The organism is Bariatricus sp. TF06-38A (assembly GCF_027690675.1).
GTDB classification, from domain to species: Bacteria; Bacillota; Clostridia; order Lachnospirales; family Lachnospiraceae; genus Allocoprococcus; species Allocoprococcus comes.
In genome coordinates this window covers 20,160-33,220 of sequence record NZ_JAQFCE010000007.1, presented here as the reverse complement: position 1 = coordinate 33,220, position 13,061 = coordinate 20,160, and the positions used below count along the sequence as shown (strand labels likewise).

The 13,061-nt window shown below is 41.0% G+C and carries 16 protein-coding genes; all 16 read left to right on the top strand.

Annotated elements, in window-relative coordinates:
- Positions 1 to 30 precede the first annotated feature (30 nt).
- The 16 genes from PG418_RS07670 to PG418_RS07595 all read left to right on the top strand — a co-directional run bounded on the left by PG418_RS07670 (position 31) and on the right by PG418_RS07595 (position 13,052).
- The gene (locus PG418_RS07670) at positions 31 to 672 is read left to right on the top strand and encodes a DUF2178 domain-containing protein (RefSeq protein ID WP_025579173.1); all 642 of its coding nucleotides are present in this window, start codon (positions 31 to 33) and stop codon (positions 670 to 672) included.
- Positions 673 to 675: 3 nt separating this feature from the next.
- Positions 676 to 879 carry a helix-turn-helix transcriptional regulator gene (locus PG418_RS07665; RefSeq protein WP_498837264.1) on the top strand — a complete coding sequence of 68 codons (204 nt, stop codon included), beginning with the start codon at positions 676 to 678 and terminating at the stop codon, positions 877 to 879.
- Positions 880 to 947: 68 nt separating this feature from the next.
- Complete coding sequence (locus PG418_RS07660; RefSeq protein ID WP_118368055.1) at positions 948 to 2,342, top strand: FtsK/SpoIIIE domain-containing protein; 1,395 nt, start codon at positions 948 to 950, stop codon at positions 2,340 to 2,342.
- A gap of 183 nt (positions 2,343 to 2,525) precedes the next feature.
- Entirely contained in the window at positions 2,526 to 3,722 is a 1,197-nt protein-coding gene (gene mobT, locus PG418_RS07655; RefSeq protein WP_217799510.1) for a MobT family relaxase, read from the top strand.
- A 12-nt stretch (positions 3,723 to 3,734) separates the two neighbouring features.
- A complete protein-coding gene (locus PG418_RS07650) occupies positions 3,735 to 3,869 on the top strand; it encodes a DUF3789 domain-containing protein (RefSeq protein ID WP_117824596.1) in 135 nt (44 codons plus the stop codon).
- Entirely contained in the window at positions 3,870 to 4,091 is a 222-nt protein-coding gene (locus tag PG418_RS07645; RefSeq protein ID WP_002323342.1) for a hypothetical protein, read from the top strand.
- A gap of 34 nt (positions 4,092 to 4,125) precedes the next feature.
- Positions 4,126 to 4,767: an alpha/beta hydrolase gene (locus PG418_RS07640; protein WP_008393975.1), complete on the top strand. Its 642-nt coding sequence runs from the start codon at positions 4,126 to 4,128 to the stop codon at positions 4,765 to 4,767.
- Between the two features lie 214 nt (positions 4,768 to 4,981).
- On the top strand, positions 4,982 to 5,377 hold the full coding sequence (locus tag PG418_RS07635) for an SRPBCC family protein (protein ID WP_117824597.1): 396 nt from the start codon (positions 4,982 to 4,984) through the stop codon (positions 5,375 to 5,377).
- Between the two features lie 28 nt (positions 5,378 to 5,405).
- Positions 5,406 to 5,570: a hypothetical protein gene (locus PG418_RS07630; RefSeq protein WP_173736688.1), complete on the top strand. Its 165-nt coding sequence runs from the start codon at positions 5,406 to 5,408 to the stop codon at positions 5,568 to 5,570.
- Positions 5,571 to 5,663: 93 nt separating this feature from the next.
- A complete protein-coding gene (locus PG418_RS07625) occupies positions 5,664 to 5,960 on the top strand; it encodes a conjugal transfer protein (protein WP_117824598.1) in 297 nt (98 codons plus the stop codon).
- Positions 5,879 to 6,382, top strand: a complete 504-nt coding sequence (locus PG418_RS07620) for an antirestriction protein ArdA (protein WP_117824599.1) — start codon at positions 5,879 to 5,881, stop codon at positions 6,380 to 6,382. The genes PG418_RS07625 and PG418_RS07620 overlap by 82 nt, the downstream gene beginning before the upstream one ends.
- A gap of 17 nt (positions 6,383 to 6,399) precedes the next feature.
- Complete coding sequence (locus PG418_RS07615; protein ID WP_002323345.1) at positions 6,400 to 6,903, top strand: antirestriction protein ArdA; 504 nt, start codon at positions 6,400 to 6,402, stop codon at positions 6,901 to 6,903.
- A gap of 108 nt (positions 6,904 to 7,011) precedes the next feature.
- Positions 7,012 to 7,410 (top strand): conjugal transfer protein, encoded by a 399-nt coding sequence (locus PG418_RS07610; protein WP_498837263.1) that lies wholly within the window; start codon positions 7,012 to 7,014, stop codon positions 7,408 to 7,410.
- Positions 7,388 to 9,838: a conjugal transfer ATPase TcpF gene (gene tcpF / locus PG418_RS07605; protein ID WP_195678575.1), complete on the top strand. Its 2,451-nt coding sequence runs from the start codon at positions 7,388 to 7,390 to the stop codon at positions 9,836 to 9,838. Before PG418_RS07610 ends, tcpF begins: the two co-directional genes overlap by 23 nt.
- Positions 9,838 to 12,048, top strand: a complete 2,211-nt coding sequence (locus PG418_RS07600) for a CD3337/EF1877 family mobilome membrane protein (protein WP_217799303.1) — start codon at positions 9,838 to 9,840, stop codon at positions 12,046 to 12,048. Before tcpF ends, PG418_RS07600 begins: the two co-directional genes overlap by 1 nt.
- On the top strand, positions 12,045 to 13,052 hold the full coding sequence (locus PG418_RS07595) for a bifunctional lytic transglycosylase/C40 family peptidase (protein ID WP_118753772.1): 1,008 nt from the start codon (positions 12,045 to 12,047) through the stop codon (positions 13,050 to 13,052). The genes PG418_RS07600 and PG418_RS07595 overlap by 4 nt, the downstream gene beginning before the upstream one ends.
- The last annotated feature ends 9 nt before the right edge of the window (positions 13,053 to 13,061 follow it).

The following is a 13,061-nucleotide window of genomic DNA, read 5'->3' as shown; positions in this document are numbered from 1 at the left end:
AAAACATCTCATTTGAAAGGAGAGATAAATATGTCAAAGAAACAAATTAAAAAAATTATTTTTATGGGGGTAGGGTGTGCTTTATTGCTTATTGTTGGTACAATCTACTCCCTATTATACAATGATGGACGCTGGGTCAAAAATATGGATATGTCGGAATATGTATTTTCTTACAAGGATATTCCTATGTTAGTAATTGGAGCTTTAATAGCACTATATGCTATCTATATAGTAATTATCTGCTTTAAAAATGTCTTTTCAAAAAACAGCAGGGAAAAACGATATTCAAGAACAATTTCTCCTTACTGGGGATTTTGTGGAATGTTTGGTTTTCTGGGGTTTGGCGGATTTTGGACATACTATAAATTTGGAGAAATATTTCCTTTTGCTTTTTTCATATTTTTTGGTTTTTTCAGTTTTTTCTTTGAAGGTAAACTTTCTCATATCTTAGAAGATGAGCTTTTTCAAGAAAATAAACGTAAGGCACAATTAGAAGCCTACAAGATAGGTTTTAAACTATTATTTGTAGTTATCTGGCTTATGGCAATAGGTATGTTTTCCCGTAATGTTGAGTGGTGTGCAATATTTATGCTGATTTCTGTTTCACTTATCTATGCTCTTGTTCTTTTTCTTAGCAACTATTTATTATATCGTTATGAAAAAAGGGAATAAATTATGGAAGCAAAGTTTGTATGTAATTTAAAAAAATATCGTGTAGCACAAGAATTAACACAAGAACAACTCGCTGACATTGTAGGTGTTCGTCGTGAAACTATTATGAGATTAGAAAAAGCACAATATAATCCGTCACTTAAATTGACAATAGATATTTCAAGAGCTGTAAAAGCTCCGATAGAAGATATATTTATTTTTGAATAAAGACAGTTTAAAGCAGTTAGTCTTAGGATTGACTGCTTTTTTCATATCCAGAAAGGAGTGATTGATTTATGCGTAAGATTTGTAACAAAGGACACCGTATCAGAGCCAGCGACAAGCAACTTGTCTATCACTTTTCCATAGGGACGCTTCTGTTTGTATTCGTAGCGGTTCTTTTGCTACTGAATACGAAACAGCTCATGCGTACCGATTGGGAGCATTTCAGCTTGTTAGAGAACGGCTTGACGCTCTCCCCTTACAACTTCATAACCATACTGATAGCGACTGGTGTTTGTGCATTGGTCGCTTTTCTGTATTACCGCTTCTGTTACGATAGTTTCAAGAAGCTCCTGCACCGTCAAAAGCTGGCAAGAATGATACTGGAAAATAAGTGGTATGAAGCCGATACCGTACAAGACAGCGGTTTTTTTACTGACCTGCAAAGCAGATCAAGAGAAAAAATCGTCTGGTTTCCAAAGATTTACTATCAAATGGAAAAGGGACTGCTTCATATCCGCTGTGAAATCACGCTGGGGAAATATCAAGACCAGCTTTTACGGTTAGAGGATAAATTGGAAAGTGGCTTGTATTGTGAGCTGACCGACAAGACCCTGCATGACGGCTATATCGAATATACCCTGCTTTATGATATGATAGCAAATCGCATTACCATTGATGAAGTACGTGCAGAAAAAGGCTGTCTTAGATTGATGAAAAATCTTGTCTGGGAATATGACGCACTCCCCCACGCTCTGATTGCTGGTGGAACTGGTGGCGGTAAAACTTATTTTCTGCTGACGCTCATTGAAGCCTTACTGCATACCAACGCTGTCCTTTACATATTAGACCCGAAGAATAGCGACCTTGCGGACTTAGGAACGGTCATGCCAAACGTCTACCATACCAAAGAAGAAATGATAGACTGCGTCAATGCCTTTTATGAGGGCATGGTACAGCGAAGCGAGGAAATGAAGCGACACCCGAACTATAAGACAGGCGAAAACTACGCCTATCTGGGACTGCCACCCTGCTTTCTTATCTTTGATGAATATGTGGCGTTTTTTGAAATGCTGGGGACGAAAGAAAGCGTGAGCTTACTTAGCCAGCTAAAGAAAATCGTTATGTTAGGGCGACAAGCAGGTTATTTCCTTATCGTTGCCTGCCAGCGTCCAGACGCAAAGTATTTCTCGGACGGTATCAGAGATAACTTCAATTTCCGTGTGGGACTTGGGCGTATCAGCGAATTAGGTTACGGTATGCTGTTTGGTTCAGATGTGAAAAAGCAGTTTTTTCAGAAGCGTATCAAGGGGCGTGGCTATTGTGATGTGGGAACAAGTGTTATCAGTGAGTTTTACACGCCTTTAGTCCCGAAAGGACATGATTTTTTGCAGACTATCGGCTCTCTTGCACAAGCAAGGCAGGACGGGACGGCGACGTGCGAAGCGAAAGGCGACGGCACGGACTAGCCGTTGCTGGTGTGGCGTAAGCCACGCCAGCAGGTAAAACCCCTCGGTATCTAACAGAGGGGTACGTTTGCAAATAGACAATAGACGAAAAACATAGGAAACATAAGGCTTCTGGCATGATTTCCTAGCAAAATTCAGTTGTGAAGTCGCCTTAAAAAACTTCACACTTGACAGATTGGGGGTATGGTTCTGAATGAAGAACCATGGATAAAAGAATTACGGGAGAAACGAATTGTTTACGGCATCTCACAAGGCAGGCTGGCGGTGGCTTCTGGTATCACAAGAGAATATCTCAACAAGATAGAAAGCGGAAAAATGAAGCCGTCAAAAGAACTTCTGGAAACTTTGCATAAGGAACTGGCAAGGTTCAATCCAGAAGCACCGCTTACCATGCTGTTTGATTATGTGAAAATTCGTTTTCCCACGCTGGATATACAGCACATCATCAAAGATATATTAAAATTGAATATCAATTATATGCTCCATGAAGATTACGGACATTACAGTTATACGGAGCATTATTCTTTAGGGGACATCTTTATCTATACGTCGGCTGACGAAGAAAAAGGTGTCCTTTTAGAATTAAAGGGGCGTGGTTGCAGGCAGTTTGAAAGTTACCTGCTGGCACAGCAAAGAAGCTGGTATGACTTTCTCATGGACGCACTCGTAGACGGTGGCGTGATGAAGCGTATCGACCTTGCTATCAACGACCATACGGGCATTTTGGATATTCCAGAGCTTGCGGAAAAATGCAGGAAACGGGAATATATCGGGAAGTCCAGAAGTTACAAATATTACCAGTCAGGTGAGCTTATCAAGCACAGAGAGGACGACAGAGAATATATGGGGCGTACCCTTTATCTTGGTTCACTGAAATCTGATGTGTATTTTTGTATCTATGAAAAGGACTATGAGCAGTACGTCAAGTTAGGGACACCGCTGGAAGAAGCCGACATTATCAACCGTTTTGAAATACGGCTTCGCAATGAACGTGCCTATTATGCAGTACGAGATTTGCTGACTTATTATGACGCAGAACAGACCGCCTTTTCTATCATCAACCAGTATGTGCGGTTTGTTGATGAAGAACCCGACAAGCGAAAAAATGACTGGAAACTCAATGACCGCTGGGCGTGGTTTATCGGCGATAATCGGCAAAGTCTGAAACTGACAACAAAGCCAGAGCCTTATACCTTAGACCGCACATTGCGTTGGGTACAACGGCAGGTAGCACCGACCTTGAAAATGCTGAAAAAGATTGATAAGGGAAACGGTACAGACTACATGGAAACTATCGAAAAGCAGGCAACCTTGAGTGAAAAACATGAAATGATAATCAAACAGCAGACGACCCCTGCAAAAGATTTGGTGGAAAGTTAGGAGTGATAAAAAATGTGGATATTATTAAAAGACTTCCTGCTGGTATCTATGGGAATGGGTATCGGCGTAGTCTTGATATGTATTTTGAATGTCGGCAAAGAAGCTGACTATAAAATGAAACAATTAGAAGAAAGCGAGGACAATTAAATGAATTTCGGACAAAATTTGTATCAATGGTTTTTATCAAACGCACAGAGCTTGGTGCTTATGGCGATTGTGGTTATCGGTATCTACTTAGGGTTCAAGCGTGAGTTTTCAAAGCTCATTGGCTTCTTAGTAGTTGCCTTGATTGCTGTCGGCTTGGTATTCAATGCTGGCGGTGTGAAAGATGTACTGTTAGAGCTGTTCAATAAGATTATCGGTGCATAGAATTTTATTGTGATGCTGATATGAGAATGGTATAATGTGGATATATAAAATTCTGATTTATGGGGGCGTTATTTTGAAGAAAGCAATGATATATGTTCATGGTAAAGGTGGAAGTTATCTTGAAGCTGAACAGTTCAAAAATATTTGTTTAGATTTTGATGTTTTTGGAGTAGATTATAATGACTATTTCCCGTGGATTGTAAAAAATAAAATTATGGAAGTCTACGATAAAATATCTGAAAAATATGACTACATATATGTACTTGCTAATAGTATCGGAGCTTATTTTACAATGCACACATTACAGAATTTCAAGATTGAAAAAGCATTATTCATATCGCCTATACTTGATATGGAACAACTTATAGTAGATATGATGAGCTGGGCGAATGTGTCTGAAAAGGAACTTTCTGAAAGAAAAGAAATACCAACTGATTTTGGAGAAACATTATCGTGGGAATATCTATGTTTTGTTCGGGCAAACCCGATAAATTGGAAAACGCCTACTGAAATTTTGTATGCTGAACATGATAATCTTACATCACGTCAAACGGTAGATAAATTTATTGATAGACATTGTGCAAATCTTACCGTTATGAATGACGGAGAACATTGGTTTCATACTGACGAACAGATTTTCTTTAGAGATAATTGGCTAAGAAAAGTTATACAATAGAATTTAGATTTTATATCCACACACAGCAGTTAGTTTTAGGATTGACTGCTTTTTTCTTATCAAAATTTCAGATTGGAGTGATGAAATGGTGTCTGTTAGAGCTGTTCAATAAGATTATCGGTGCATAAAATTTTATTGTAGTGCTGATATGAGAATGTTATAATGTGGATATGAAAAAACAATAAACGGTAATTTAAAAAGGGGGAATGAAAAAGTGGCAGTTTCAAATATAAATACAATTATCAATAATGATATTCAAAAAGTTTGGAACATTGTTTTAGCTGTTGATAAATATAACTTATGGCGAAGTGATTTGAGCAAAACAGAAATAATAAATGACAAACAATTTATTGAATACGCAAAAAATGGATATGCTACTACATTTACCGTTACCGTTGTAGAACCATATAAACGCTGGGAATTTGATATGGAGAATAGCAACATGAAAGGTCACTGGATTGGTATTTTTACGGACAAAGGGAATGAAACAAAAATAGACTTTACAGAAAATGTAATACCTAAAAAGTGGTTTATGAAACCTTTTGTAAAAACCTATTTGAAAAAACAACAAAAGCAATTTGTTCTGGACTTAAAGAAAGCATTGGAATAAAGAATTAGAAGTTGTAAAGGAGACCATTATGAAAGATAAAAGCATTTTAATCAGTATGGGAATTATTATTTATATTGTTATGTCTGGAATTGATAGATTTGTTTATCATATACCTAATGTTATTTATATTCCAGTAGCAATTCTTGGTATTGCGTTAATTTTAATTGGCTTTTTCAAGGATAAATCTAAATAGCAAAATCATAATTTCATATCCATACACACAAAGCAGTTAGTCTTAGGATTGACTGCTTTTTCCTTACCTAAAATTTCGGATTGGAGTGATGAAATGAACGATATTTTTAAGGATATGCAGGAAAAAATCGGCTGTGAATACATTTCTGACCTGCCCTCTTACAAGCGTAAGGTGTGGCATGAAATGAAACGACTGAACCATGCCGATTATGAAGAAAGACAGTTAGACGATTTTTCTAAATATGTGTTTGGTATGTCGTACCAGACCATAAAAGATGTGATGAAACAACAGAAAGGACGTGAGGAACAATGCAGGAAACAAGGGTGCTGGTGGAAACGAAAGGAACAACTGGCGAAGAAACAATATCATACTGGTTCGACCTGCCGATAGATGTTGCAGAGTTTGAAGAAAAGTTAGGTATCGGTGCAGAAAGTGGGGATTACCGCATTATCGAAAAGGTGTTGCCTTTTGCTGATGAAGTCCACGAACATACAAGCGTGTATCAGCTCAACGAATTAGATTTTATGTACCGCCAGCTTTCAAGTGATATGCAGGAAGAATATGTATCACTACTTACGGTGTTTGAGAATTTAGAAGCTCTTTATATTTGCAGGAACGTGATTACGGTTTATCCTGACTGCAAAAGCATGATAGATGTTGCAAGGCAAAAGCTGATGAATGACCCGACGTTCAAGCATTTATCCGAGGACTGTCAAGAATACTATTTTGACTTTGAAGCCTACGCTTCTCACTTGCAGGAACACGGGAAATTTTTAGTAACGGAACACGGTATCTTTGAACTGCCAGAGTAGGAAATGAGGTGGTGCTTATGATTGATGATATGGCGGTTTACATTGCTAATCTTGGCAAATACAATGAGGGCTATTTAGTCGGTGCTTGGTTCACGTTTCCCATTGACGAGGAAGATGTAAAAGAAAAAATCGGCTTGAATGAACAGTACGAGGAATACGCAATCCATGATACCGATAACTTCCCTATTGCGATTGGCGAGTATGTTTCCATTGAAGAACTCAATGAGATGTATGAAATGATAGAGGAACTTCCCGACTATATCGTAGAATGTCTGGACGAATTTATCAGCCACTACGGGACGCTGGAAGAAGTCGTGGAACACAAGGACGACATTTATTATTATCCCGACTGTGAAACCATGACAGACGTTGCCTACTACTACATAGACGAATTGCAGGCACTTGGCGATATTCCACCCAGCTTACAGAACTACATTGACTATGAAGCCTACGGGCGAGATTTGGATATGGGCGGTTGCTTTATTGAAACAAGCCGAGGTATGTGCGAGATACCATATTAACGCTGGAAGATCAGCGACAAGCATTGTTGCTACTGACAGCGTATTTCTCTTTTAAGGGGCAGTCTGAAAATGGCTGTCCTTTTCTATTTTGAAAGGAGCTGAAAGAACTTGAAAAAGATTAAATCTTATACGGGTATCTGGAACGTGGAAAAAGTCTTGTATGCAATCAATGACTTTAACCTGCCCTTTCCCGTTACCTTTACACAGATTACATGGTTTGTGATTACGGAATTTATCATCATTCTGTTTGGGGATATTCCCCCACTTTCCATGATTGAGGGAACATATCTCAAATACTTCGGTATTCCCGTTGCTCTCACTTGGTTTATGTCGCAGAAAACCTTTGACGGAAAGAAGCCGTACAGCTTTTTGAAATCACAGATAACCTATGCGTTAAGACCCAAAATCACTTATGCAGGAAAAGCCGTAAAACTGCATAAGCAGATATTGAATGAAACAATCACGGCAGTAAGGAGTGTGAACTATGTTCCCGATAAAATATATTGACAATAACCTTGTCTGGAACAAGGACAATGAGGTGTTCGCTTACTATGAGCTGATACCATACAATTATTCTTTCCTATCCGCAGAGCAGAAATTTATCGTGCATGACAGTTTCCGACAGCTCATTGCACAGTCCCGTGAGGGTAAAATTCATGCGTTGCAGATAGCGACGGAAAGCTCTATTAGAAGTATGCAGGAGCAGTCAAAGAAGTTAGTTACGGGGAAGTTAAAGGAAGTTGCTTATCAGAAAATAGACGAACAGACCGAAGCGTTAGTATCAATGATTGGGGATAATCAAGTGGACTACCGCTTTTTTCTTGGCTTTAAGCTCATGGTTACAGAAGAACAGCTCAATCTGAAGAACATCAAAAAATCAGCGTGGCTGACATTCAAAGAGTTTCTCCATGAAGTGAACCACACGCTGATGAATGATTTTGTTTCCATGCCGAATGATGAAATCAACCGTTACATGAAAATGGAAAAGTTACTGGAAAATAAAATCTCCCGTCGCTTTAAGGTGCGTCGCTTGGAAATCAATGATTTTGGGTATCTCATGGAACATCTTTACGGCAGGGACGGTATCGCCTATGAAGATTATGAGTACCAGCTACCAAAGAAGAAATTGCAGAAAGAAACGCTGATAAAATACTACGACCTTATCCGTCCGACAAGGTGTGTGATTGAAGAAAGCCAGCGATATTTACGCTTGGAACATGAGGACAAGGAAAGTTATGTGTCCTATTTTACCGTCAATGCGATAGTCGGCGAGCTTGATTTTCCGTCGTCTGAAATTTTCTATTTCCAGCAACAGCAATTCACATTCCCCGTGGATACTTCTATGAATGTAGAAATCGTGGAAAATCGAAAAGCATTAACAACCGTCCGCAATAAGAAAAAGGAATTGAAAGACCTTGACAATCACGCTTATCAAGCAGGAAGTGAAACCAGCTCAAATGTGGTGGACGCTTTAGACAGCGTGGACGAGCTGGAAACGGACTTAGACCAGAGCAAAGAAAGTATGTATAAGTTAAGCTACGTCATACGGGTGTCTGCACCCGATCTTGACGGGCTGAAACGCCGTTGTGATGAAGTCAAGGACTTTTACGACGACCTCAATGTAAAGCTGGTGCGTCCTGCTGGGGATATGCTGGGGCTTCATTCTGAATTTTTACCAGCCAGCAAGCGATATATCAATGATTATGTGCAGTATGTAAAATCAGATTTTCTAGCAGGGCTTGGTTTTGGTGCGACACAGCAGTTAGGAGAAACTACGGGTATCTATATGGGCTATTCTGTTGATACGGGAAGAAATGTGTACCTGCAACCGTCCCTTGCCAGTCAAGGTGTAAAAGGTACAGTTACCAACGCTTTAGCGTCTGCTTTTGTCGGTTCGCTTGGCGGTGGGAAATCGTTCTGTAACAATCTTCTGGTATATTACGCGGTGCTGTTTGGCGGTCAAGCACTTCTGTTAGACCCTAAAAGTGAGCGTGGCAACTGGAAAGAAACACTTCCAGAAATCGCCCATGAAATCAATATCGTAAACCTAACAAGCGATAAAGGCAATGCAGGACTTCTTGACCCGTTTGTGATTATAAAGAATGTAAAAGACGCTGAAAGTCTGGCAATCGACATCTTAACATTCCTTACGGGTATTTCCTCTAGGGACGGCGAGAAATTCCCCGTACTTCGTAAAGCGGTGCGTTCCGTTACCCAGAGCGACAGTCGGGGTTTGCTCCATGTGATAGACGAGCTACGCCGTGAAGATACACCCATATCAAGAAATATTGCAGACCATATTGACAGCTTCACAGACTACGATTTTGCACACCTGCTGTTTTCAGACGGTACGGTGGAAAATGCTATCAGTCTGGATAACCAGCTCAATATCATTCAAGTAGCGGACTTAGTATTACCAGATAAGGACACAACCTTTGAGGAATACACGACCATTGAATTGTTGTCGGTGTCTATGCTGATTGTGATTAGTACCTTTGCCCTTGATTTTATCCATTCGGACAGAAGTATTTTTAAGATTGTAGACCTTGACGAAGCGTGGGCGTTCTTAAATGTGGCACAAGGAGAAACGCTCTCTAACAAGCTGGTTCGTGCTGGACGAGCTATGCAGGCAGGCGTTTATTTCGTTACACAATCTTCTGGGGACGTGTCAAAGGAAAGTCTGAAAAACAATATCGGCTTAAAATTCGCTTTCCGTTCTACTGACATCAACGAGATAAAACAGACCTTAGAATTTTTCGGTATCGACAAGGACGACGAAAACAACCAGAAACGCTTGCGTGATTTGGAGAACGGACAATGCTTATTGCAGGACTTATACGGACGTGTCGGTGTGGTGCAGATACACCCAGTCTTTGAAGAACTGCTACACGCTTTTGATACCAGACCGCCCGTACAGAGAAATGAGGTGGAGTGATGAAAGAAAGGATAAAAGGTGCGTTCACAAAAAAGAAGATTTTCCACTTTCTCAAAATGGCTCTGTTCGTGGTGGCACTCTCCCTTATCCTGCTTTCACTTCTGGGGACGGTGGCTCATGCGACGGGGCTTGTGGACGATACCATAAACGCAGAAAATCTTTATTCAAAATATCCCCTTTCTAACTACCAGCTTGATTTTTATGTAGATAATAGCTGGTCGTGGCTTCCGTGGAACTGGCTGGACGGGATTGGAAAATCGGTGCAGTACGGGCTTTATTGTATTACCAACTTTGTCTGGACTATCAGTTTATATTTAAGCAATGCAACGGGCTATGTGGTGCAGGAAGCCTATAAACTTGATTTTATTAACGATATGGCAGACAGTATCGGAAAGGGCATACAGACCCTTGCAGGCGTAACACAGAACGGTTTTTCCAGTTCTGGCTTTTATGTCGGTTTCCTGCTTCTCATTATTTTAGTAGTGGGAATGTATGTTGCATATACGGGACTGATAAAAAGAGAAACCAGCAAGGCACTTCACGCCGTTATCAACTTTGTGGTGGTATTCGTGTTGTCTGCTTCATTTATTGCCTACGCTCCCGATTACATCAAGAAGATAAATGAATTTTCATCAGACATCAGTACCGCTTCTTTGGACTTGGGAACCAAAATCATGCTCCCCAACTCTGACAGTGAGGGTAAGGACAGCGTGGACTTGATACGGGACAGCTTATTTTCTATTCAAGTACAACAGCCGTGGCTACTTCTACAATTCGGTAACAGCAACGCAGAGGAAATCGGGACAGACCGTGTTGAAGCTCTGGTATCGGCAAGCCCAGAGGACGAGGACGGAAAGACCAGAGAGGAAGTCGTGAAAACAGAAATCGAGGATAACGACAACAACAATCTGACGATACCGCAGGTGGTAAACCGTTTGGGTATGGTGTTTTTCCTACTGTTCTTCAACTTAGGGATAACGATATTTGTATTCTTGCTTACAGGCATGATGTTGTTCAGCCAGATACTTTTTATTATATTCGCTATGTTTTTACCTATCAGCTTTTTACTTTCCATGATACCGAGCTATGAAAGCATGGCAAAGCAGGCAATCGTGAGGGTATTTAATACCATAATGACACGTGCAGGAATAACGCTCATTGTAACGGTAGCGTTCAGTATTTCCAGTATGTTTTACAATATTTCCACGGACTATCCGTTTTTCATGGTGGCGTTCTTGCAGATAGTATGTTTCGCTGGTATCTATATGAAGCTGGGCGACTTAATGAGTATGTTCTCGCTTAATGCTAACGACAGTCAAAGCATGGGACGAAGAATTTTCCGCAGACCGTATCTGTTTATGCGACATAGGGCTAGACGTATGGAACACCGTATTGCAAGGGCGGTAAGTGCTGGCGGTATTTCGGGCGGTGTGGCTGGTGCAGTAGCTGGAAGTGCCGTTGCTGGCAAACGAGCGGAAAGAAAAAATACAGCTTCTAAAGAAAATCGGGGCAATACCACTTCCAGCATGGGACAACGTGCAGGCTCAAAGGTAGGTGCTGTCTTAGATACGAAAAATAAAGTGAAAGACAAGGCAAACGCTGTCAAAGAGAATATCAAGGATATGCCGACACAGACCGCTTATGCGGTATATTCCGCAAAGGAAAAGGCAAAGTCCAGCGTGTCCGACTTTAAGCGTGGCATGGTGCAGGAAGAGCAGTCCAGACAGTCGGGACGCTTGGAAAAGCAGGAACAGCGTAAGAAGAATATCGCTGATAAGCGTATGGAGCTTCAAAAGGCACAAGAAGCAAGGCAGGCACAGCGAAAGGCTGACGGATCAGCGACAACGGGAGCTACCCGTCCCCATGAGCGACCAGCCACCGCTTCAACCATTCCAAAATCGAGTGCGGAAAAAATGCAGGAAGTCAAACGCCCTGCCACAGCTCCAACTCCGAAAGCAAGTGAGCCAGTCAAGACAAATGTTGTGAAAGAGCGTCCGTTATCTTCTGGTGCTTCTGATAAGAAAACGACCCAACCTGCACAGCCAGTACATAGGCAGAATGTAGAAAAAGTGGTATCGCAGGAAACACGCCAGAATTACACAAAAGACCGTAGGACAAAGGTTCAGCAGACGCAAACCGTCCAAAAGAACCAGCAGACAACAGAGAAAACTCCTAACCTTGTGATGAAGAAAGGACAGAAGAAAAAATGAAACTGAAACATATCGCTATCATTGGCAGTCTGTTTCCTATCCTCTTTTCTCTGGTGCTTTTCTTTGGTGTGTTGATTAGTGCGGACAGCGACGACGAGAACAGCAATTTTTCTTCTGGCATTACGGGTATGAACTTATCCGCAGAAGTCTTGAAACATCAGCCTATGGTAGAAAAATACGCCAGAGAAAACGGTATTTCCGAGTATGTCAATGTGCTGTTGGCTATCATTCAAGTAGAAAGTGGCGGTACGGCAGAAGATGTTATGCAGAGTTCGGAAAGTCTTGGTTTACCGCCCAACTCTTTAGATACGGAAAGTTCAATCAAGCAGGGGTGTAAATATTTTGCGTCCCTGCTTTCTTCTTGCAAAAATCAAGGTATCGACGATTTGAATGTAGCGATACAGTCTTATAACTATGGCGGTGGTTATGTGGGATATGTGGCAGGAAAAGGAAAGAAACACACTTTTAATCTTGCGGAAAATTTTGCCCGTGAGAAATCGGGTGGAAAGAAAGTAACCTATACCAACCCGATAGCTGTTGCGAAGAACGGGGGCTGGCGATATGGCTATGGAAATATGTTCTACGTCGAATTAGTCAATCAATATCTGACCGTGGCACATTTTGATAATGCAACGGCACAAGCGATTATGAATGAAGCGTTGAAATATCAAGGCTGGAAATATGTGTATGGTGGCAGTAACCCGAACACTTCCTTTGATTGTAGCGGACTTGTTCAATGGTGCTATGGAAAAGCTGGTATCTCCTTGCCGAGAACGGCACAAGCACAGTATGACGCTACCCAACATCTTCCACTTTCGCAGGCAAAGGCTGGGGACTTGGTGTTTTTTCATTCTACCTATAATGCTGGAAGTTATGTAACACACGTTGGTATTCTCGTTTCGCCGACACAGATGTACCATGCAGGCAACCCGATAGGATATGCAGACCTAAGTAGTAGTTACTGGCAACAGCACTTAATCGGTGCAGGACGAGTAAAACAATAGAAAGGACTT

What these genes read in the sequence shown, in the direction of transcription:
- PG418_RS07670 (WP_025579173.1), top strand. Translation starts at nt 31, where the DNA reads ATGTCAAAGAAACAAATTAAAAAAATTATTTTTATGGGGGTAGGGTGT.
- PG418_RS07665 (WP_498837264.1), top strand. Translation starts at nt 676, where the DNA reads ATGGAAGCAAAGTTTGTATGTAATTTAAAAAAATATCGTGTAGCACAA.
- PG418_RS07660 (WP_118368055.1), top strand. Translation starts at nt 948, where the DNA reads ATGCGTAAGATTTGTAACAAAGGACACCGTATCAGAGCCAGCGACAAG.
- mobT (WP_217799510.1), top strand. Translation starts at nt 2,526, where the DNA reads ATGGTTCTGAATGAAGAACCATGGATAAAAGAATTACGGGAGAAACGA.
- PG418_RS07650 (WP_117824596.1), top strand. Translation starts at nt 3,735, where the DNA reads ATGTGGATATTATTAAAAGACTTCCTGCTGGTATCTATGGGAATGGGT.
- PG418_RS07645 (WP_002323342.1), top strand. Translation starts at nt 3,870, where the DNA reads ATGAATTTCGGACAAAATTTGTATCAATGGTTTTTATCAAACGCACAG.
- PG418_RS07640 (WP_008393975.1), top strand. Translation starts at nt 4,126, where the DNA reads ATGTGGATATATAAAATTCTGATTTATGGGGGCGTTATTTTGAAGAAA.
- PG418_RS07630 (WP_173736688.1), top strand. Translation starts at nt 5,406, where the DNA reads ATGAAAGATAAAAGCATTTTAATCAGTATGGGAATTATTATTTATATT.
- PG418_RS07625 (WP_117824598.1), top strand. Translation starts at nt 5,664, where the DNA reads ATGAACGATATTTTTAAGGATATGCAGGAAAAAATCGGCTGTGAATAC.
- PG418_RS07620 (WP_117824599.1), top strand. Translation starts at nt 5,879, where the DNA reads ATGCAGGAAACAAGGGTGCTGGTGGAAACGAAAGGAACAACTGGCGAA.
- PG418_RS07615 (WP_002323345.1), top strand. Translation starts at nt 6,400, where the DNA reads ATGATTGATGATATGGCGGTTTACATTGCTAATCTTGGCAAATACAAT.
- tcpF (WP_195678575.1), top strand. Translation starts at nt 7,388, where the DNA reads ATGTTCCCGATAAAATATATTGACAATAACCTTGTCTGGAACAAGGAC.
- PG418_RS07600 (WP_217799303.1), top strand. Translation starts at nt 9,838, where the DNA reads ATGAAAGAAAGGATAAAAGGTGCGTTCACAAAAAAGAAGATTTTCCAC.
- PG418_RS07595 (WP_118753772.1), top strand. Translation starts at nt 12,045, where the DNA reads ATGAAACTGAAACATATCGCTATCATTGGCAGTCTGTTTCCTATCCTC.